The sequence below is a fragment of the Bacillus tequilensis genome, from assembly GCF_012225885.1.
Taxonomy (GTDB): Bacteria; Bacillota; Bacilli; order Bacillales; family Bacillaceae; genus Bacillus; species Bacillus tequilensis.
Genome location: NZ_CP048852.1, coordinates 887358 through 907939, shown reverse-complemented (window position 1 = coordinate 907939; position 20582 = coordinate 887358). Strand labels below are relative to the sequence as shown.

The window sequence follows — 20582 nt, the reverse complement described above, 5'->3', positions numbered from 1 at the left end:
TTAACCATTTGTGGTCGTGATATATACGTATTCCGGCTTGTGCCAGATTATGAAACAAGTCTTTCGAAAAGATTTATATTCATCATATGCACAAAAGTACGGTTAATTGACAAACTATTTAGAAAATGAGACAAAATAACCCGCCCTTTTCGGACGGGTTACAGCACTTATCGGTTTAGCAGGCTGCCGACATATTTCAGCAGCTCATTGGCGCTCGTCGAGTTGTAGCCGTGCTCATCAATTAAACGGGCCACGACTTCATTTACCTTTTTCAGCTGCTGCTCATCCGGCGTTTTTGTTGAAGTCGTAATTTTAACGACATCCTTCAGATCGGCAAACAGCTTTTTCTGAATGGCTTCACGCAGTCTTTCATGAGAATTGTAATCAAACCGCTTACCTTTTCTCGCATAGGCCGAGATGCGGATTAAGATTTCTTCGCGGAACGCTTTTTTGGCGTTTTCCGAAATCCCAATCTGCTCTTCGATTGATCTCATCAGCTTTTCGTCAGGATTCATTTCTTCGCCTGTCAAAGGATCACGAAGCTTGTTTTTATTGCAATAGGCCTCTACGTTGTCGAGGTAATTGTCCATAAGTGTTTTAGCTGATTCTTCATACGAATACACAAACGCTTTTTGAACTTCCTTTTTCGCAATGTCGTCATATTCCTTGCGGGCTGCGGAAATAAAGTTCAAATACCGCTCCTTGTCATCGCTTGAGATCGAAGGATGCTGATCAAGACCTTCTTTTAAGGAACGAAGCACATCAAGAGAATTAATCGACTCCATATTTTTTCTGATAATCGTTGAAGAAATCCGGTTGATCACGTACCGCGGGTCAATGCCGCTCATGCCTTCATCATTATATTCTTTTTTCAAATCCTCAACGTCAACAGAATTATATCCTTCCACACTTTCTCCATCATAGAGCCTCATTTTCTTTACCAGATCAATATCCGACCGCTTCGGTTCTTTTAATCTGGTAAGAATCGAGAACATCGCAGCGACCTTCAACGTATGCGGGGCAATGTGAACATCCGCCACATCGCTTTCTGCAATCATTTTTTCATAAATTCTCTCTTCCTCAGACACTTTTAAATTATAAGGGACAGGCATCACAATGATTCTTGAGTGCAGAGCTTCATTCTTCTTATTAGAAATAAATGAGCGATACTCCGTTTCATTCGTATGAGCCACGATCAGCTCATCAGCAGAAATTAACGCAAATCGCCCCGCTTTAAAATTCCCTTCCTGTGTCAATGAAAGCAAATGCCAGAGAAATTTCTCATCACATTTCAGCATCTCCTGAAACTCCATCATCCCGCGGTTCGCTTTATTGAGCTCGCCGTCAAAACGGTATGCGCGCGGATCTGATTCTGAACCGTACTCGGCGATTGTGGAGAAATCAATACTTCCCGTCAAATCTGCAATATCCTGAGATTTCGGATCTGACGGACTGAATGTTCCAATACCCGTGCGCTTATCTTCTGAAAAGAAGATGCGCTCTACCTTCACGTCCTCAATTCTTCCTCTGTACTCGTCCTCAAGCCTCATGACATTTAAAGGAGAAAGACTTCCTTCTATTCGAATGCCGTATTCTCTGTAAAAGTCATCGCGCAAATGATAGGGGATTAAATGCAGAGGATCTTCGTGCATCGGGCAGCCTTTAATCGCATATACAGCGCCATTATCCGTCAGGGTATACGCTTCTAAACCTTTTTTAAGCATCGTAACCAGCGTTGATTTACCGCCGCTCACAGGTCCCATCAGCAATAGAATCCGCTTTCTGACATCAAGCCGTTTCGCGGCCGGATGAAAATACTCTTCCACAAGACGCTCTAGAGATTCTTCAAGCCCGAACAGCTCACGGTCAAAAAAGCTGTACGTCTTGCGTCCGTCATTCTCCTCTATCCCGCTGTCTTTTATCATATTAAAAACACGAGAATGAGCAGATTGCGCGACCATTGGATTTTCTTTAATGATCTCCAAATAATCGGCGAATGTTCCTTCCCATTTCAGCCGCTGCTCTTCCTCTCTGTACTGTTCAATTTTCTTTAATATATCCATAAGGACCTCCTCTATCATGTTTGATACGCTATGCAAATAAGGTACTTTAATTACACTCTATGCCGCCATCTCGTGATACATGCTTTGGTTTCTTAAAAATAAAGATACTTATACGGCGTTGACAAGGCAGACAGCGACCGTTCATAATAAAGAAACATACAAAATCATCCAGACTCGGACAGCACGGAAAAATTGAAGAGGAGGAGAGACGGTGAAAACAATCATTATGATGGGTGTCATTGTCACTTTTTTAGTATCAATTTTTACCGCAGGATACGAAAGCAAGCCGGGGAAAGAATAAAAAAAGGTGCTCCTGATAAGGGCACCCTTTTTTATAACAGAACAATGTTTTACAGCTTGTGTTTTTCTTTAATTTTTGAATGCTGATCACATTCGCATGTGTTTTTGTATTCAATCGTTCCGATGCTGCAGCCCGGCCCGATCACCACTTCTTTTCCTCTGACAACCGCGGCTTCTGTATTCTCCAAATAAATTTGATCTCCTTCAATGAGGTCGGCGATCAGTTTTACTTTCTTTCGGTTAAATAAGCCGGTGCGGCTTTTCACAGCAATTGAGGTTCCGCCGATTTCACGCACATAGCTTACATCATGGCCCAATCCAAGCTTGATATCACCCGCATTTAATAAACCTGATACATCAACACAGCCTGTGACATGGAACATTTCCGTTTCACAATTGCCTTTAACGTCGAGCTTCCCTTTCACATCGCACGATTCTCCAGTCATATTCCCGCGAATTTCAGTCAGGCCTTTCAGATTGAATTGATTAAATTGAAGTGAGCCGCTGACTTTCATTGTGCCGTAAATAGTGATTCTGCCGGCTGTCAGATCGCCTTTAAACTCACTTTCTCCGAATACGCGCAGCCGCTCAGTCTCTGCCTTTCCGAGAAAAAGCCCTGTTCCGAATACGCGGCAGCCCGCAGCAGACAGCCCTTCACCTACCACACCCTCGCCTTTGATGCTGACATGGTGATACGCGCCTCCTGCAGCGTGTCCGGCGCCATATAATTTTAAATTTCCCAGTTTTGTTATCTCCATTACAATCCTCCTCACATCTTCGTGCATGTTTCTACCGTTGCGCTCGGATCACAAGTATAGTCCCCGCTGTATTCAACAGTTTCAATCTGGCAATTCGGGCCGATTTTGACTTGATTTCCACGTACCGTTATCGCCTTTGTGTTTGTCAGTTCAATCACGTCACCTTCGATCAGTTCAGCTGTTAAAACAGGCTGGGGCATCAATCTCAGTAATGTCAGCATACCTTTTCTGGCGGTCACTTGAAGATGGCGGCAGCCGATCTCACGCACATAGCTTTCCCCGGAAGAAAGCTTAATGTTCACCTGGTCAGCGTTCAAAAGCCCGCTGATTTTGCATTTCCCTTCTGATTGAAAGGTTTCCGTTTCACAATCCGCTTCCATGACAGCTTTTCCGCTAATGTCAATGCCATCAGCCTTGACAGTGCCGCCAAATGTTGATGATCCAGCGATTTTCAATTGTTTTGCGGATACCTCTCCTTTAATAAAGCCGGTACCATGAATTCGAATTGATTCTGCTTCAACGTCTCCATGTATCTTTCCTGAACCGCTGATAGTTACCGCTTTCGCTTTGACGCTGCCGTCAGCTTTTCCAGTTCCATTAAAAGAAAAAGTATCACACTCCACGTCCCCGGCGACTGTTCCGCTGCCGTTAATCTCGACTGATTGAAATGTTCCGCCCTTTGAACTTCCCGATCCGTTTATCACCAGCTTTTCCATTACATCCATTGATGGCCCTCCTGCATATATGTTGTTTTTAATTCTTCTGATGCCTTTACTAGATCTACCCGTTCCACGACCTTGACGGACGATTCAAACAGAATGCCGTCCGCCGCAGCCGCTATAAAACAAGTGGTGACACCGAGCTTCCGCAGCACGATCAGCTCTGTCTGGCTCTTGATCTCTTCAGTGTCATGCTGCTTTAGCACCTCCGCAGCGATTTTCGCTTCTGCCAGACTGACATTTCCGGATTGCAGCAGCCCTTCAAGCACATAAAGCGAAAGCAGATCGCGGGAAGAAAACACCGAATTTCCCCCGCCTTCAGAAAAAACATCAAGAACAGACCTTGAAATTAAACCTTTCTGAAGCAATTCATCAGCGGTCATGCTGACATCCTTCATTTTTGGCGACAGCATTTCCCTCATTTCATCCAGAGACAAATTTTCCTTCATCTTTTGAATCATTGAAATGCGTTTTAACATATCCTCTCTCGGAAAAAACGTCTCCTGCCCTGTAAATGTGGATTTGCGAATAAACCATTCCTCGGGAATTAAGTTTTTCCGCTTCCATCGATACAGCTGACCGTATGAAATCGACGTTCTTTCTAATAATTCTTTTTTAGAGATTAATTGTTCATCCATAAGTCCAGCTCCTTTGATAGGTACATTGTAACATAACACTGTTACGTTGTTAAGTCCCGAAACAAAGCAGCACAAAAAAATCCGCCCATCATCATGAGCGGATTTTTTCCTATTTTAAATCACGGTAATTTTGCTGGCGCAGCGCTTCATAAACGAGAATCGCAGCAGTGTTGGACAGATTTAACGATCTGACGTGCTCTGTCATCGGAAGACGCAGGCAGCGGTCCATATTACTTTGAATTAAATCCTTCGGCAAACCGCTTGTTTCTCTTCCGAACACGAAGAAATAATCTTCATCAAGATCAGTGTAATCAAACGATGTATGAGGCTGCTGGCCGAATTTCGTTATAAAGAAAAACTGGCCTTTTTGATATTCCTCAAACAATTCTTCTAACGAATCATGATATACAACATTCACAAACTCCCAATAATCAAGTCCGGCACGCTTCAGCATTTTATCATCCGTTGAAAAGCCGAGCGGACGAATCAGGTGGAGCGTTGTATTAGTTGCTGCACAAGTGCGTGCAATATTCCCTGTATTAGCGGGAATTTCTGGTTGATATAAAACGACATGTAATGCCACAATGTTCACCTCTGTTTTTCTTATCCGCCCATCATTATATCATTAATTACTCTTTTGTCGTATCATCAACGATATGAAAAAAAGCATATCGTATTGACGGCGTGTATGCCGTAGAATCCTCATATGACCAATATCTCATCCGGCTGTCATAGGTCTGGGCGTTGACAAGCGGCATATTGCCTTTGTCTTTTGCCACGACAATGGTTGTATGATTAAACCGGCCGTCTCCTTCAAAATCATAGCAAATCACATCACCCGGCATCAGCTCTTCTGCAGATTTCACCCGCACCGCACGCAATCCGGCCTTTGAATTCGACAAGTACATTTTCATAGAATGAGCCACCGTCCAGCTGTAGCTCCATGAGCTTTGTTTCATCCACCAGCCTGACCCCCTGTTCGGGTGGCCGCGCATCGGCGCACTCCCCGCATGAAGACACTGAGAAATAAAATTCGTACAGTTATCACTGAAATTTTTATAAGCCGGATTGCGCTTGTTCCAATATTTCTCGGCATATTGCACAGCGCCGAGACGATCGTATTGAAAGGCTCTGCCAAATGCTTCTCTTTCCTCTTGAGAATAGTCAATAATACTGGTCCCTTCATGAAATCCAGCCGGCTTCTTCGCAATTTCCTGATCACTAATCAAAATATGATCATACAGGAAGGCCATTCGTTCCTCCATATGCTCTTCCATATACAAGCTGTCGTCCTGTTCCTTACACACGTATTCGTAATGGATGGTATACGTAAGACAGGTCGTTCCGTCATCCTCAACCTGCACATGACCGATGACGGCCTTTGCTTTTGCTTTTACGATGTCAACTTTTCGTTTTTCCAGAAGCTTCTTTTTTCGATCCATGACTTCAAGATCTCCAACTTCAGGATCCTGTCTCATCGCATGCCCGTTAACCAGATAGCATAGCCGCTCCTCCGCTAATTGTTCTAAAATGTGCTTCAAGGCTCACCCCACCCGCCATACTTTTTTATAGAGAAAAAACACTTGGATGATCTCAAGTGTTTTTTCCTTCTGTTCTATACGTATGTCAGGACAGGCCTTGTTTAGTCATGCCTGTAGCTTTTAGCAACTCAATTCCTTTTTCAATTTCCAGCTTTGCCTCTTCATCCGTCTCTTTTTCCAGTGCTTTCTCAAGCTCCTCTGCGTATGCGGGGTCTCCGATTTTCCCGATCGCCCATGCAGCTGTTCCTCTGATAACAGGACGCGGATCCTTATGCATCAGATCCGTCAATTCAGGCAGAGCGGAAGCATCCTTAAAGTGGGCAAGGGCGAGAATGGCGTTTCGCTGAATCGGTTTCTTCCCGCGCCAAGATCCTGAGACATGGCCGAATTTCTCCTTAAATTCACGGTTGCTGATGGTCAGGAGCGGCTTCAATAACGGTTTGGCTATCTCTGGATCAGGCTCCATTTCCGGATGAAGATGAAAGTCCTTCCCTTTATTGAGAGGGCACACCGTTTGGCACGTATCGCACCCGTACAGGCGGTTTCCGATCTTTGTCCGGAATTCATCAGGCAAAAATCCTTTCGTCTGGGTCAGAAAAGAGATGCAGCGCTGCGCGTTCAGCTGTCCCGGATTTACAAGTGCTCCCGTCGGGCAGGCATCCAGACATTTCGTGCAGGACCCGCACATATCTTCAATCGGCACATCAGACTCAAAAGGGATATTTGTGATCATTTCCGCCAAATACACGTAAGAGCCGTACTCAGGAGTAGTGATCATACAGTTTTTCGCGCTGAATCCGATTCCGGCCCGCTCTGCAACGGCGCGATCAGACAATTCACCTGTGTCAACCATAGACTTAGTTCTGATATCCTCATGCTTGCTTTTCAGAAATTCCTCCAGCAGATCGAGCTTTTCCCTCAGCACATCGTGATAGTCTTTTCCCCAGGAGGCTCTGCAAAAAATGCCCCTGCGCTCAGTTCTCGTGCTTCTCGGCGCGTCCTTCATTCTGGAAGGATATGCGAGAGCAATTGCCACAATTGATTTCGCTTTCGGCAAAAGCAGCTTCGGCGTCACCCTTTTCTCAATATCGGGCTCTTCAAAGCCCGAGAGATAGCCGAGTGATTCTTGAAGAATCAAACGGTCTTTTAAACTGTCAAAAGTATCAGCGGTCGTAAAACCAATCTTGTCCACGCCAATGCTTTTCGCGTATTCAATTAATTCTTCTTTGAGCTGATAAACGTTCATGTTTTGCACAGCCTCCTTTCTTTGTGATAAAACGATACAGCGTATATAATAGGTTGATATCATGTAACTGGAGTGAATGCTGGTGAATATCAAACTTGATTCTGTTATTACTGACCATGCGGACGGCTTGCTTGCGGCGGCCGTTGTGTATGAGAATATCGAAGTCGGCTCCTCTCCGCAAATGCTGAAAGGCAGGCTTCGCCTATTTCAGGAATCCCTGTTTTTTGACTATGCGGACGGCGGAATATCCAATGAACCCTTCGTCAAAGAATGGAGGGAACTCTTTAAACAGCTTAACCCTTCATTTGAGGAAGAAACAACCCCAATGGAGGACATGCTGATCCCGATATCCAACGAACAATTCATGGAAAGTAAGGATTCAGCCCATGATACCATTGATTTTTTCGCATTAAAATATTCTTTGCCCATTATGATTTATGATGCCGGCAAGCTTCATGAGCCAGTCCGCATCTCATTGGGAGAAAAAGAAAACATACTGATTTTCTCTGATGAAAACGGCATATTTGGCGATTTTAAAAACAGCATCAATCGCTATCCCGTTTCAAACGAGACCAGAAACATGCTCCAAATCATCTTTTTCCCGCCATCCATTGAAAAAAACAGCGCTGTTAAACTCTTATCATCATTAACGAAAATGTTTGAACAAATTCACGGCGGTACCCATACAGTACATTGGCTTACGTAAAAGAACACGAATGACGTGTTCTTTTTTACATAAAAAAACGCAATACTTCGTTTATCTGAGAAACGAAACACTGCGTTAATAACGTATGTATGGAGCGGGTGATGAGAATCGAACTCACGACATCAGCTTGGAAGGCTGAGGTTTTACCACTAAACTACACCCGCATTTGCGATTGTCAGAAACAGTACCGTTCTGACTTGTCTAATATTACACGTTTATTGATTTTTCGTCAAGGGAATGTGAAAATTTTGTCGAAAAAATATTACCTTTTCGTAAATTTGTTAAGTTGCATTTACATAATGTTAAGTATACTATACAATGTAATCAAATGAGATAGTGAAAGGGACAGACGTCATGATGAAAAATAAAGTAAAAGAGCTGAGGGCACGCTTGGGCTATTCTCAAGAAAAACTCGGAGAAATAGTCGGCGTCACAAGACAAACGGTGGCTGCAATTGAAAAAGGCGACTATGTTCCCTCACTGCTGTTAGCACTGAAAATCTGCAAAGCCTTCTCCATGAAAATGGAGGAAGTCTTTTGGTTAGAGGAGGAAAACTAAGATGAGCATGAAAACAAAAGCAGCTTTTCAACTTGTATTATTTGGCCTTGCATGCTGGACGCTGATTGCATACTTTGAAGCTTCAGAAGGCATTGCATCCTTTTTCCGCACAAAAAGCGGCGAGATGGCGTTTGAATTAAACCTCACCCCCTTTATTTTGTTTGTTGCGGCGTCTGCGGTTTATTTGCACTTACAGAAAAAAAAACGCCCTGCTGCCAAACAGCTTCTACTGCCTGATGAATTTGAAGAGCAGGACGAGAGAGAGAAGATGATGACGGCAAAAGCATGCCGCGCGTCATATATCGCCGTCTACTTCTCGCTGCCTGCCGCAGCGCTTCTTCTCATTTTTTATCCGCTTTTCCAAGCACGGATTCCGTTTTTCCCTATTATTATTGTGTTTATCATCATGATCATCCAGCACCTATCCTACGTCATCTCTTTCAAGAAAAACGAAAAAAACTCCGGCGCGCTGTAAGCGGCCGGAGTTTTTTCTTACCAGCTCGCTTTTTTCACACCGGGAATCTGGCCTTTATGGGCCAGCTCCCTGAAAGCGATTCTGGACATGTTAAACTTCCTCATATATCCTCTCGGGCGCCCCGTTACCATGCAGCGATTGTGGAGTCTTCCCGGTGCTGAATCTCTCGGCAGCTTGCTGAGTGCCTCGTAATCTCCTTTTTCCTTTAATTCACGTCTCATTGCAGCGTATTGTTCAACGAGCTGCTGGCGTTTTGACTCTTTTGCCACTTTAGATGTTTTAGCCAAGACATAGCCCCCTTCTTTAAATCGAAATGATTACGGTTTAAAATGTATCATGCACCATTCAAAAAGGCAAGCATAGCGCTTTGAAAAACAGACGGCCTGAAGCCGCCCGTTTCTAATGATGCAATTCCACATAATACAGCAACGCATCTTGATGCTTAATGAGCTCTTTTTTATGTTCAGACGTACGTAATCGCTCATCAGTCCCTTTTATACTACTGCCGATCAATACAGGTTTTTCGAAAGCAATTGATTCCGCTGATGAAATATTCTGAGTCATTTCCTGTGTTGCGCTCTCGTCACGTTTCACTGATGAATCAGCCGCTATATTTCCTTGTTTATCCACAATGCCAAAACGTATGGTGGTATGTTTATTCTTTCCTTCTCCCTCTTCATTCTCAAAATAAACAAATTGTATAGTATCGGGTTTCTTCTCTGAATAATCTGCACGAACCGGTCCAAGCCGCTCAACAAGTTTTCCCTTTTGATAATGTTCGATATACATGTCAGCTGAAGAAATGCCTTCACCGATATTGACGGTTTCGGCAGTGAATGCATGTGAAGCTGCAATACCCATTCTGTTTTTTTCAAGATCTGATATGTCCGCCGCTTTGATTTCCATCTGCTTTGATTGTCCGCATGCTGACAGCATGGCTATCAGGCAAATAGCTGCGGCGCTTATGAATATTTTCAGAAAAAACAGCCCCTTTTTTGAGTATCATATCATGTTCAGGGGCTGTATTTGCTTAAACTGACGCATTTTTCTCTTTGACAAAATAAGAGTTCCCGACCGCTTCTCCCCTTTTGTTCTGAAGCTTTCTCGTCCGCTCATTTTCAAATGGCAACAGCGGAAACACAAGCTCCGCAAAATAATACGCTTCTTCTAAATGCGGATAGCCGGAGAAAATAAACGATTCTATGCCGAGTGACTGGTATTCCGCTATCCGATCGGCAATCGTCTGCGGATCACCGACAAGAGCTGTTCCTGCCCCGCCTCTGACAAGGCCGATCCCCGCCCAAAGATTCGGGCTGATTTCAAGCTTTGTCCGAACGCCTTGATGAAGAACAGCCATCCGCTGCTGGCCTGAAGAATCATAACGGCTCAAAGCCGCCTGCGCTTTGGCAATGGTGTCATCATCTAAATGGCGGATTAAGCGTTCAGCAGCTTCCCAAGCCTCCTGTTCGGTTTCACGGACAATGACATGCAGCCTGATGCCGAAGCGAACCGCTCTCCCCTCTTTTTCCGCTTGCTTTTTGACTCTCTCAATTTTTTCTTTTACTTGTTTTGGCGGCTCGCCCCACGTCAAGTACACGTCTGTATGCTTAGCGGCTGCCTCAATACCCGCCTGTGACGATCCTCCGAAATAGATAGGCGGATGCGGCGCTTGCTGCGGCGGGAAAAGCAGATTGCTGTTTTCCACTTTTATATGCTTTCCTTCATAGGTAACCGTTTCTCCCTGTAAAAGTCCCCGCCAAACAGTTAAAAATTCGTCTGTCGCTTCATAGCGTTCGTCATGACTGATAAACAGACCGTCACCTGCCAGCTCGTAAGGGTCGCCTCCTGCCACAACATTGATCAGCAGACGGCCGTCTGAAATGCGGTCTAAGGTGGAGGTCATTCTGGCTGCCAGAGAAGGCTGCATTAAACCGGGCCTTACCGCGACTAAAAACTTTAAGTCCTTTGTTTCTCCTGCCAGCGCCGATGCTGTAAGCCACGGGTCCTCGCACGATCTTCCCGTCGGCAGAAGAACACCCGTATACCCCAGCCTGTCAGCTGCCTGTGCGACTTGTTTAAAGTAAAGATGATCCGCAGTCCGTCCACCGCTTTCAGATCCTAAATATCTCGTGTCTCCATGAGTTGGTATAAACCAGAGAATTTCCATATCCATCTCCCCTTTATGTTAACCTTCGTAACTGTTTCTCCACTTTAAAAGCTTTCGTTCAAGCAGCCTGACAAAGGAATCTGTCAGCTTGCCAACCACTGCAAAAATGATAATCCCGGCAAAGACTTTGTTCGTTTGTGAAAACTGTCTCGCATCCATAATCATATAGCCGACTCCTGAGCTTGAGCCCATCAGCTCTGCTACAACAAGCCCGAGCCATGCAATACCGAGCGATAAGCGAATGCCAAGCAAGATATTTGGCAGGGCTGCCGGCAGAATCACTTTGGAAATCTGCTGATGCCATTTAAATTCAAGCACCCGGGCGACCTCGAACAGTTTTGCGTCTACGCCGCGGATGCCGTTAAACGTATTGATATAGACAGGAAAGAAGGCGCCGAGCGCAATCAGCAAAATTTTAGCTGCTTCGTCAAATCCGAACCATAAAATAAACAGCGGTGTGACCGCCAGATGAGGTACGGTTCTAAGCATTTGCAATGACGGATCAAGGTACAGCTCCGTCCGTTTGGAGAATCCGGCCAAAATCCCGATGACCAAGCCGAGCCCAGCACCAAGCAAAAATCCAAGCGCCGCCCGGTAAATGCTGATTTGCAGATGCCCGAACAGCTCACCAGACAAAATAAGCTCTTTAAACGTCAGGACGATCGCAATGGGCGTGGGCAGCACTGTAGCTGACACCACCCCAAGGCTGCCGATGATCTGCCAGATGGCAATAATGACAGCGGGCAGCAAAAGTCCCTTCATCCAGCCGAATGTCATCCTTTGGGGCTTTTTTTGCTTCGTTTTCACATCCGTTTTCGGCAGCGAGCCTGCAGCCTCTGCTTTCATCATTGATCACCTCCTGCGGAACTTTCCTTTAACGCTTTTTTAATAAATGAGTTATCCACAACCTCTTTCACATTGATCTTCTTGTCTATCGCCTTCGCTTGATATTGAAAATCCGCTGTCTCCTGCTGTGCTTTCACAATGTCGTCACTAATGACCTCATTTAGAGGCTCAGTATTTTTCAGCACATTTTCAACGACCTTTTTATCGAGATCTTTAATGTCTGCATACAAGTCTGCTGCTTCATCCGGATGTTCCTTTTGCCATACAACGGCTTTATTAAACACCTTCAGAAAACGGACCACTTCGTCTGGATGCTCTTCAGAAAACTTTGTTCTTACTAAAGTAAAGCCCGGTGAATATAAATCTGTGCTTTCTCCGTTCACAAGGATCTTTGCTCCGTGTTTCATTGTTTCTAAGGACAAGTACGGCTCCCAAATGGACCAGGCATCAACAGATCCATTTTCAAACGCAGAAGCCGCTTCATCGGGCTGAAGCTGAATGATCGTCACATCATGAGCTGACAACCCCACTTGATCAAGCGCTTTATATAGAAAATCAAAACCGCTGCTGCCTTTGGCGACTGCGATTTTCTTTCCCTTTAAGTCCTTAACGTCCTGAATGCCGCTGTTTTGATTCACAAGGATGCCATTCGCTTTCAACCCATCCTGAGATAAACCAATTTCTTTAAAATCAATGCCTGCCGCCTGACCTGCGATCACAGGCGAATTGCCGACTTGAGAAAAATCAAGTTTGTCTGCCGCAAGGCCTTCAAATTGGGGCGGACCGCTTTGAAACTCCACCCATTTCACTTTGATGCCGTCTTTATCAAATGCATCCTCAAACCAACCTTTTTCTTTCGCAATCAAAAGCGGGCTCAAGCTTTGCTGAATACCGATTCGAATTTTTTTCAATGGTTTGTGATCACCGCTGGCTCCATTTGCTCCGCAGCCTGCCAGCAGAAATAAAGCAGTAATCAATACAATAAGTCCTTTTTTCATTTCTGCTTCCGCCCTTTCTATATCCCTGATCCTTCAGCGTACTCCAAATCTTCTGTTTTCTCGAATTCCGACAGCACTTTCTGTCTGATCGCTTGGAAATCCGGAGTTGTTCTGTTTCGCGGATACGCCAAATGGATGGGCATCAGCTTATGGATGTTTCCTGGCTTTGCTTTAAGAATTGCAAGCTCATTTCCTAAATAAACAGATTCATCTATATCATGAGTGACGAGAATCATAGTTGTTTTTTTCCTCCGCCATATATCCAGCAGCACGTCTTGCAAGTGTTTTCTTGTAAAAGCGTCGAGCGCGCCAAATGGTTCATCTAAAAGCAGCACCTCAGGCTCCCGCAGAAGGGCCCGTGCGATAGCGACTCTTTGTGACATACCGCCTGACAGCTCACGGGGGTATGCTTTCTCCGACCCTTTTAATCTGACAATCCCGATCAATTCGTCCACCTTCTGTTTGACTTTTGGATCTTTCAAGTTCAAATCGGCGGCAATATTTTGCTCTACCGTCAGCCATGGAAAGAGGCGGTGCTCCTGAAAAATAAATCCTTGCCGAATACCCGGAGCTGTTACGCTTCGTCCGTTAATCTCAACACTCCCGTCATAATCAGAATCAAGCCCTGCAATAATCTTTAACAACGTGCTTTTCCCGCACCCGCTCGGTCCAATGACTGTTAGAAATTCACCTGGTGCGATTGATAATTGAATGTTCTCTAAGACCGTTGTTTTGCGGCCCTCTTGATCAAATGCCTTTTCTTTGATACTGATGGTTACAGCCACTTTTATCCCTCTCTTTCTGCCAACCCGCCTTCTAAAAAACAAAAAGGCCCCCATCTCTGTTCTTGTAGAGATGAGAGCCTTCGGCGGTCCGATCAGCTGCCCATTTGTTTTTTGTTTGAATATCATGTTAATTCAAATTATTCCGATATGTCAACTCTTTTTTTTAGTGAGTTTTTTGTATCCTTGTTTATCACTTACTCTTCTTGTTTCGCAAATAGAGAAGAAAAAATATTACTTCAAAAAACTTTATTCTTCGTCATAAGCTGATATAACAAGGGTTTATCAAGATTTTCAATACTATATATCGCTTAATAGAGATAACTATTTTATAATAATTATAAAATAATATTGACTTTTTAATTAGAGATGATATTATATTTTTATAAATTCCAAGAGGTGATCACATGAGTTCAAATAAACTGACAACTAGCTGGGGTGCTCCGGTTGGAGATAATCAAAATTCGATGACTGCCGGTTCTCGCGGACCCACTTTAATTCAAGATGTACACTTACTTGAAAAATTAGCCCATTTCAATCGAGAACGTGTTCCAGAACGTGTTGTTCACGCCAAAGGCGCAGGCGCTCACGGATATTTTGAAGTGACAAACGATATAACAAAATACACGAAAGCCGCTTTCCTATCTGAAGTCGGCAAACGCACACCGTTGTTCGTCCGTTTCTCAACAGTTGCCGGTGAACTTGGCTCGGCTGACACAGTTCGCGATCCGCGCGGATTTTCTGTTAAATTTTATACTGAAGAAGGAAACTACGACATCGTCGGGAACAATACACCGGTATTCTTCATCCGCGATGCGATTAAGTTCCCTGATTTCATCCATACACAAAAAAGAGATCCAAAAACACACTTGAAAAACCCTACAGCTGTATGGGATTTCTGGTCCCTTTCACCAGAATCACTGCACCAAGTGACAATTCTGATGTCTGATCGCGGAATTCCTGCGACACTTCGCCACATGCACGGCTTCGGAAGCCATACATTCAAATGGACAAATGCTGAAGGCGAAGGCGTCTGGATTAAATATCACTTTAAAACAGAACAAGGCGTGAAAAACCTTGATGTCAATACGGCGGCAAAAATCGCCGGTGAAAACCCCGATTACCATACAGAAGACCTTTTCAACGCAATCGAAAACGGTGACTTCCCTGCATGGAAACTATATGTGCAAATCATGCCTTTAGAAGATGCAAATACGTATCGCTTCGATCCGTTTGATGTCACAAAAGTGTGGTCCCAAAAAGACTATCCGTTAATCGAAGTCGGACGCATGGTTCTAGACAGAAATCCAGAAAACTACTTTGCAGAAGTAGAACAAGCGACATTCTCACCTGGAACACTCGTGCCCGGTATTGATGTTTCTCCGGATAAAATGCTGCAAGGCCGGCTGTTTGCTTATCATGATGCACACCGCTATCGTGTCGGCGCAAACCACCAAGCGCTGCCAATCAACCGCGCACGCAACGAAGTGAACAACTATCAGCGTGACGGACAAATGCGCTTTGACAACAATGGCGGCGGATCAGTTTATTACGAACCTAACAGCTTCGGCGGTCCGAAAGAGTCACCTGAGGATAAACAAGCAGCATATCCAGTACAAGGAATCGCTGACAGCGTAAGCTACGATCACAACGACCACTACACACAAGCCGGCGATCTCTATCGTTTAATGAGCGAAGATGAGCGCGCCCGCCTTGTTGAAAATATCGTGAACGCTATGAAGCCTGTAGAAAAAGAAGAAATCAAACTTCGCCAAATCGAGCACTTCTACAAAGCGGACCCCGAATACGGAAAACGCGTGGCTGAAGGCCTTGGATTGCCGATTAAAAAAGATGCTTAATAGAGATGCAAAAACCCGCTGTCATTAGCGGGTTTTTTTATACTTGTTACGCACTGCCGTATGCTTCTCATCAATCTTCATATAAATTTCCTCCATGAGCTCCGCACTGTTCATAATCTCTCGTTTGTTTTTTTCGATCAGAAGCTCCAGCGGCAAAATCTGATTTCCGTATGTTTTTCGCTTCTTGAATCGTTTTCTCCCCTTCTCTTTTTTGATTCCCATCACTGTTCCCTCCTTTTTCATACAAAAAGGCCCTTATCTAAAAGATAAGAGCCTTCGGTGTCCCGATCGGCATATGCTGGAAATGTAGATTAGATCTATTAAAACGCAATCCATTTCGCCTGTCAATCTATTATGTATACAGCCGGCTGCCTTGATTCACAAATTCTTCGGCTTTTTCTTTCATCCCCTCTTGGATCGCATCCGAGTCACTCAGCTTTTTAGCCTTCGCATAATCCCGAATATCCTGAGAAATTCTCATGCTGCAGAACTTCGGTCCGCACATGGAACAGAAGTGAGCGGTTTTAGCTCCTTCTGCCGGGAGGGTTTCATCATGATATTCAAGCGCTCTTTCCGGATCAAGAGACAAATGAAACTGGTCCCGCCAGCGGAATTCAAAGCGGGCTTTTGATAACGCATCATCTCGGATTTGCGCTCCGGTATGCCCTTTTGCAAGGTCCGCAGCGTGCGCAGCAATTTTATATGTAATGACTCCTTCACGAACATCATCACGGTTTGGCAGCCCCAAATGCTCCTTTGGCGTTACATAACAAAGCATCGCTGTCCCATACCAGCCGATCATCGCCGCTCCGATCGCTGAAGTAATATGGTCATATCCCGGCGCAATATCTGTCGTCAGCGGTCCCAATGTGTAAAAAGGCGCTTCTTTGCAAATGTCCATTTGTTTATCGACGTTCTCTTTGATTTTATGCATCGGAACATGTCCAGGACCCTCAATCATCACCTGAACATCATGCTTCCAGGCAATTTGCGTCAGTTCTCCAAGAGTCTCTAATTCAGCAAACTGCGCCTCGTCGTTAGCATCTGCAATTGATCCGGGGCGAAGCCCATCTCCAAGAGAAAACGCAATATCATACGTTTTCATGATTTCACAGATTTCTTCAAAATGAGTGTATAAAAAGCTTTCCTGATGATGAGCCAGACACCACTGAGCCATAATCGCTCCTCCGCGTGACACGATTCCCGTTGTCCGTTTGGCGGTTAATGGCACGTACCGCAGCAAAACACCCGCGTGAATCGTAAAATAATCCACTCCCTGCTCTGCCTGCTCGATCAGCGTATCGCGATAAATCTCCCACGTTAAATCCTCCGCTACGCCGTTTACTTTTTCAAGCGCCTGATAAATCGGAACCGTTCCCACAGGCACAGGGCAATTGCGGATAATCCATTCACGCGTCGTATGAATGTCTTTTCCGGTAGAAAGATCCATCATCGTATCCGCTCCCCAGCGGATGGCCCACGTCATTTTTTCGACTTCTTCTTCGATAGATGACGTAACTGCTGAATTCCCGATATTCGCATTAATCTTCACATGAAAATTCCGGCCGATAATCATCGGTTCACTTTCAGGATGATTAATATTTGAAGGAATGATCGCCCGGCCGCTGGCTACCTCGTCTCTTACAAATTCGGGAGACACATGCTCACGTATTGCGATAAACTCCATCTCAGGCGTAATGATGCCTTTTCTGGCATAGTGCATTTGAGTGACATTTTGGCCCTCTTTCGCCCGCAGCGGCTTCCGCTGCAGCCCTGGATAGCTTATATTTGGATTTGCCTTTTTATAACCGTTATCTTCTGGTTTTATAGCTCGGCCTTCATATTCTTCAACATCGCCGCGCTCATTGATCCACTTTTGCCGGAGCGGCTTTAATCCTTCTTCAATATTAATCGTCACATCAGGATCTGTGTACGGCCCGCTTGTATCATAGACACGCACAGGCGCGTTTTTCTCTTCACCGAACGATCCTGTCGTCGGACTCAATTCGATCTCCCTCATCGGCACTTGGATGTCCGAAGTTGAACCCTCCACATATACTTTCTTGCTCCCCGAAAAACTCGACATAATGGAAATATTGGCTTGCTGCACTGAATTGTTTTGCATACTTATCCTTCCCCTCTCTTCGTTTGAAAGGACAAAATCAAGCCCATAACCAGCACAAAAAACCGGATTCAAATGAATGAACCCGGTTACAGTCAGAAAGTAACATATTATTGCCCAGCACGACAATAATAAAAGCAATTCCTCTACTTCCCCACGCTGGTACGAACCAGATCAGGTCCAAAGGGTTAAGAAGCTTACCTTCTCTCTCAGCCCGAAAGCGGGCACCCCCAGTAACTATTGATTTCGGACTCATCTTAACATAAAAGCATTCGAATAAAAAGAGGAATTTATAAAATATTCAGCTAATTCAACCCAAATATTTGACCGGCAGCGGGGTTTCCATGATTTCATGTTCACCCATCATCACCCGATATGCCTTTGCAACCAGTCTTGAACTCACTGCCTGAAACAGCTGATCATCTATGAAATGCAGAGCTGCTCCATCGTCCGCCGCATAGCCATCGCACAAAAACCCGTTAGCTATCAGCTGGTGGTATATCGGTCTTCGATCCTTTTCGCCGTCATAGTGAGGACAAAAGCTCCCTTGCAAAAACCCTAAACTTTTCATACTGGTCAGCGGCCCGGCGGAATCCGTCACACCTTCTTCAAACCAGCAGATCGCACCGGCACTTACTCCAGCTAAAATGACATCGTTCTTCCATGCTTCTCTGAGGATGAGATCCAGCCCCCACTCCTTCCACAACACAAGCATATTCCGCGTATTTCCCCCGCCGACATAAATCACGTCCTTTTCCATAAGAAAAGAAATTAAATCTGTTGACGGCGGCTTAAACAATGACAAATGAGACGGCACACAATCTAGTGATTGAAATGCAGTATAAAACCGCTGCACATAATTTTGAGAATCACCGCTCGCCGTCGGCAAAAAACAAATACGAGGCGACTTCCGCTCTGATTGATTGATGATATATTGATCGAGTGACAAATGGTCCGGCTCCATCGAAAACCCTCCGCCGCCCATCGCAATAATCTGTCTCATCATCCTACCCCCTGGAAACATTTGTTGTTCATTATAGCATTTTGTATAAATGCAGGGTAAATCCTTTCTGAACAGGGGAATCTACAAAATAAAGTCCACCTGACATTAATAGGAGATGAAGCCATTGAACGATTTCTCAGGCCAGATCATACCTGTAACAGTTCTTGATTGCTTAACAACAATCAAAACCAGCATTAAAAAGTATACTGCCGCAATAAAAGAAACCGCAAACCCGGGCCTTAGAACAGCGTTGCATGATCAATTAGATGCAGCTGCCCATCTGCATGGTGAACTGTCAGAATTCCTCTTGGAAAAAGGGTGGCTCATAGATAAACAATTTCAAATCGATTCGCTTTTATCTTGCAGAGAACTGGAACAAAGTCATACAAAAAAGACGATGTCTTGAGACACCGTCTCTTTATTTTATTGCTCCACTCTTCTTAAAGCCTCATTTACCGTTTCTTTTATAAACGCGTCTTCACCGCTTAATCGCTCTAAATTGAGATCGCCGTTTCTCAGTCTTTCAGAAATATTGTTTATATCCTCCTCTACCGTAATTTGCAGCTCACCGGCCAAAAACATTCTGTGTAATTCATCAGCAACCATACGTTCTTTATCCAATTCAATCCGCTCCTTTGCTTTCCATATTATTCTTAGTCTGTCCGAAAGCGGACAAATAATAGGAAAAAAGTATGAATCAAATGAATCTTTTTTCCTCCTTCTTACGTATATCTGTTGAAAAAAAGAAAAAGGGGAAATCTAACATGTCATTTTTTAAAAAGCTTGCGGCAAGTGCAGGAATCGGTGCCGCAAAAGTAGATACAATTTTAGAGAAAGACGCATACTATCCAGGAGAAGAAGTAAGAGGAACTGTCCATGTCAAAGGCGGGAAAATCTCTCAGGACATCCGCTATATTGATTTACAGCTTAATACACGGTACGTCATTGTAAAAGATGATGAAGAGCACCGGAAATACGCTACAATCCATTCTTTCCGGGTCACTGGTTCATTCACCATCCAGCCTGGAGAAGAGCATCAATTTCCGTTCTCATTCACCCTCCCTCTTGATACACCGATCACTGTAGGGAAAGTAGAGGTCGCCGTGGTGACAGACCTTGATATCCAAGGCGGTATCGATAAATCCGACCATGACCGCATTTTCGTTGAAGCACATCCTTGGATGGAAAGTGTGCTGGAAGCAATCGAAAACCTAGGCTTCCGCCTTAACGAAGCAGACTGTGAACAAGCGCCTTACTTCCGGCGCCGCCTACCGTTCGTTCAAGAATTCGAGTTCGTTCCGACTTCCGGATATTATCGTCAGATGCTTGATGAATTAGAGCTCATTTTCCTTTTAGACGAAGACGGTTTGGAAATCATTTTCGAAGTCGACCGCAGGGCAAGAGGACTGCGAGGATGGCTGGAAGAGATGTATAATGACAGAGAACAGCTCGTACGAGTCCGCTTCAGCCAATCAGAGCTTGAAGATACAGAAGAGCTTGAAGAGGTGCTAGGAGAGATCATAGACCAATACGCTGAGTAAATGAAAAAAAGAGCCTCAACTAGAATGGGCTCTTTTTCTTTGATAAAATAAAAAAACTCGTTTATATAAAACGAGTTTTCAGTATACCGGTGGTCGGGGTCGAACCGACACTCCAGAAGGAACACGATTTTGAGTCGTGCGCGTCTGCCAATTCCGCCACACCGGCAAGTTTTTCGTCGTATCTAACCGACGTCTATAAATATATCATGGTTCTTGTAATATGTCAACGTATTTCAAAAAAGTTTTTTTGGAAATATAAA

At 44.6% G+C, this 20582-nt stretch carries 22 protein-coding genes, 2 tRNA genes, 1 pseudogene and 1 riboswitch; of the genes and pseudogenes, 6 read left to right on the top strand and 19 right to left on the bottom strand.

Annotated features, from left to right (window positions below; all coding sequences use genetic code 11):
* Window positions 1–167 precede the first annotated feature (167 nt).
* The 7 genes and pseudogenes from prkA to queG form a co-directional block, all read right to left on the bottom strand.
* Window positions 168–2063, bottom strand: coding sequence for a serine/threonine protein kinase PrkA (prkA, locus tag G4P54_RS04800; RefSeq protein WP_167871945.1), 1896 nt, complete (start codon window positions 2061–2063; stop codon window positions 168–170).
* A 350-nt stretch (window positions 2064–2413) separates the two neighbouring features.
* Window positions 2414–3121: a hypothetical protein gene (locus G4P54_RS04795; protein ID WP_167871944.1), complete on the bottom strand. Its 708-nt coding sequence runs from the start codon at window positions 3119–3121 to the stop codon at window positions 2414–2416.
* Window positions 3122–3132: 11 nt separating this feature from the next.
* Window positions 3133–3846, bottom strand: coding sequence for a bactofilin family protein (locus tag G4P54_RS04790; RefSeq protein WP_167871943.1), 714 nt, complete (start codon window positions 3844–3846; stop codon window positions 3133–3135).
* Entirely contained in the window at window positions 3837–4478 is a 642-nt protein-coding gene (locus G4P54_RS04785; protein ID WP_167871942.1) for a YhbD family protein, read from the bottom strand. Before G4P54_RS04785 ends, G4P54_RS04790 begins: the two co-directional genes overlap by 10 nt.
* 109 nt (window positions 4479–4587) lie before the next feature.
* Window positions 4588–5070, bottom strand: coding sequence for a tRNA (uridine(34)/cytosine(34)/5-carboxymethylaminomethyluridine(34)-2'-O)-methyltransferase TrmL (gene trmL / locus G4P54_RS04780; protein ID WP_081719844.1), 483 nt, complete (start codon window positions 5068–5070; stop codon window positions 4588–4590).
* Window positions 5071–5107: 37 nt separating this feature from the next.
* Window positions 5108–6038: pseudogene (locus tag G4P54_RS04775) on the bottom strand (amidase domain-containing protein).
* Window positions 6039–6104: 66 nt separating this feature from the next.
* Window positions 6105–7265, bottom strand: a complete 1161-nt coding sequence (gene queG / locus G4P54_RS04770; protein WP_167871940.1) for a tRNA epoxyqueuosine(34) reductase QueG — start codon at window positions 7263–7265, stop codon at window positions 6105–6107.
* 82 nt (window positions 7266–7347) lie between these two features.
* Here queG and G4P54_RS04765 point away from each other — a divergent pair, with 82 nt between their 5' ends.
* Complete coding sequence (locus G4P54_RS04765) at window positions 7348–7971, top strand: B3/B4 domain-containing protein (protein WP_167871939.1); 624 nt, start codon at window positions 7348–7350, stop codon at window positions 7969–7971.
* 90 nt (window positions 7972–8061) lie between these two features.
* On the opposite strand, the gene G4P54_RS04760 is transcribed toward G4P54_RS04765, so the two are convergent.
* Window positions 8062–8135, bottom strand: a tRNA-Gly gene (locus tag G4P54_RS04760).
* Window positions 8136–8328: 193 nt separating this feature from the next.
* Here G4P54_RS04760 and G4P54_RS04755 point away from each other — a divergent pair.
* A complete protein-coding gene (locus tag G4P54_RS04755) occupies window positions 8329–8529 on the top strand; it encodes a helix-turn-helix transcriptional regulator (protein WP_167873823.1) in 201 nt (66 codons plus the stop codon).
* A 1-nt stretch (window position 8530) separates the two neighbouring features.
* Window positions 8531–9004 carry a hypothetical protein gene (locus G4P54_RS04750; RefSeq protein ID WP_167871938.1) on the top strand — a complete coding sequence of 158 codons (474 nt, stop codon included), beginning with the start codon at window positions 8531–8533 and terminating at the stop codon, window positions 9002–9004.
* A 17-nt stretch (window positions 9005–9021) separates the two neighbouring features.
* On the opposite strand, the gene rpsN is transcribed toward G4P54_RS04750, so the two are convergent.
* From rpsN to G4P54_RS04720, 6 genes are all read right to left on the bottom strand, one after another.
* The gene (gene rpsN, locus G4P54_RS04745; protein ID WP_024714762.1) at window positions 9022–9291 is read right to left on the bottom strand and encodes a 30S ribosomal protein S14; all 270 of its coding nucleotides are present in this window, start codon (window positions 9289–9291) and stop codon (window positions 9022–9024) included.
* A 112-nt stretch (window positions 9292–9403) separates the two neighbouring features.
* Window positions 9404–9940 (bottom strand): YgaN family protein, encoded by a 537-nt coding sequence (locus G4P54_RS04740; protein WP_167871937.1) that lies wholly within the window; start codon window positions 9938–9940, stop codon window positions 9404–9406.
* A 94-nt stretch (window positions 9941–10034) separates the two neighbouring features.
* Complete coding sequence (gene ssuD / locus G4P54_RS04735; protein WP_167871936.1) at window positions 10035–11171, bottom strand: FMNH2-dependent alkanesulfonate monooxygenase; 1137 nt, start codon at window positions 11169–11171, stop codon at window positions 10035–10037.
* 18 nt (window positions 11172–11189) lie between these two features.
* Window positions 11190–12020: an ABC transporter permease gene (locus G4P54_RS04730; RefSeq protein WP_167871935.1), complete on the bottom strand. Its 831-nt coding sequence runs from the start codon at window positions 12018–12020 to the stop codon at window positions 11190–11192.
* Window positions 12017–13015, bottom strand: coding sequence for an aliphatic sulfonate ABC transporter substrate-binding protein (locus tag G4P54_RS04725; protein WP_167871934.1), 999 nt, complete (start codon window positions 13013–13015; stop codon window positions 12017–12019). The genes G4P54_RS04730 and G4P54_RS04725 overlap by 4 nt, the downstream gene beginning before the upstream one ends.
* A gap of 17 nt (window positions 13016–13032) precedes the next feature.
* Entirely contained in the window at window positions 13033–13800 is a 768-nt protein-coding gene (locus tag G4P54_RS04720; RefSeq protein WP_167871933.1) for an ABC transporter ATP-binding protein, read from the bottom strand.
* 404 nt (window positions 13801–14204) lie between these two features.
* Here G4P54_RS04720 and katA point away from each other — a divergent pair, with 404 nt between their 5' ends.
* Window positions 14205–15656 (top strand): catalase KatA, encoded by a 1452-nt coding sequence (gene katA / locus G4P54_RS04715; protein ID WP_024714768.1) that lies wholly within the window; start codon window positions 14205–14207, stop codon window positions 15654–15656.
* A gap of 24 nt (window positions 15657–15680) precedes the next feature.
* Here katA and G4P54_RS04710 read toward each other — a convergent pair whose 3' ends face one another.
* The 3 genes from G4P54_RS04710 to G4P54_RS04700 form a co-directional block, all read right to left on the bottom strand.
* A complete protein-coding gene (locus tag G4P54_RS04710; protein ID WP_024714769.1) occupies window positions 15681–15878 on the bottom strand; it encodes an FbpB family small basic protein in 198 nt (65 codons plus the stop codon).
* Between the two features lie 130 nt (window positions 15879–16008).
* The gene (thiC, locus tag G4P54_RS04705; protein WP_167871932.1) at window positions 16009–17781 is read right to left on the bottom strand and encodes a phosphomethylpyrimidine synthase ThiC; all 1773 of its coding nucleotides are present in this window, start codon (window positions 17779–17781) and stop codon (window positions 16009–16011) included.
* Between the two features lie 131 nt (window positions 17782–17912).
* Window positions 17913–18020: riboswitch (TPP riboswitch) on the bottom strand.
* A 68-nt stretch (window positions 18021–18088) separates the two neighbouring features.
* Entirely contained in the window at window positions 18089–18781 is a 693-nt protein-coding gene (locus tag G4P54_RS04700; RefSeq protein ID WP_167873822.1) for a Type 1 glutamine amidotransferase-like domain-containing protein, read from the bottom strand.
* Window positions 18782–18905: 124 nt separating this feature from the next.
* On the opposite strand from G4P54_RS04700, the gene G4P54_RS04695 reads away from it, so the two are divergent.
* Window positions 18906–19187, top strand: coding sequence for a spore coat protein (locus tag G4P54_RS04695; protein WP_240939740.1), 282 nt, complete (start codon window positions 18906–18908; stop codon window positions 19185–19187).
* Window positions 19188–19204: 17 nt separating this feature from the next.
* Here the strand turns inward: G4P54_RS04695 and G4P54_RS04690 are convergent, their stop codons facing one another.
* A complete protein-coding gene (locus G4P54_RS04690) occupies window positions 19205–19408 on the bottom strand; it encodes a hypothetical protein (RefSeq protein ID WP_024714773.1) in 204 nt (67 codons plus the stop codon).
* A 137-nt stretch (window positions 19409–19545) separates the two neighbouring features.
* Between G4P54_RS04690 and spo0M the strand changes: the two genes are divergently transcribed.
* Window positions 19546–20322 carry a sporulation control protein Spo0M gene (spo0M, locus tag G4P54_RS04685; RefSeq protein WP_167871930.1) on the top strand — a complete coding sequence of 259 codons (777 nt, stop codon included), beginning with the start codon at window positions 19546–19548 and terminating at the stop codon, window positions 20320–20322.
* 84 nt (window positions 20323–20406) lie between these two features.
* Here spo0M and G4P54_RS04680 read toward each other — a convergent pair.
* A tRNA-Leu gene (locus tag G4P54_RS04680) sits at window positions 20407–20488 on the bottom strand.
* Between the last annotated feature and the right edge of the window lie 94 nt (window positions 20489–20582).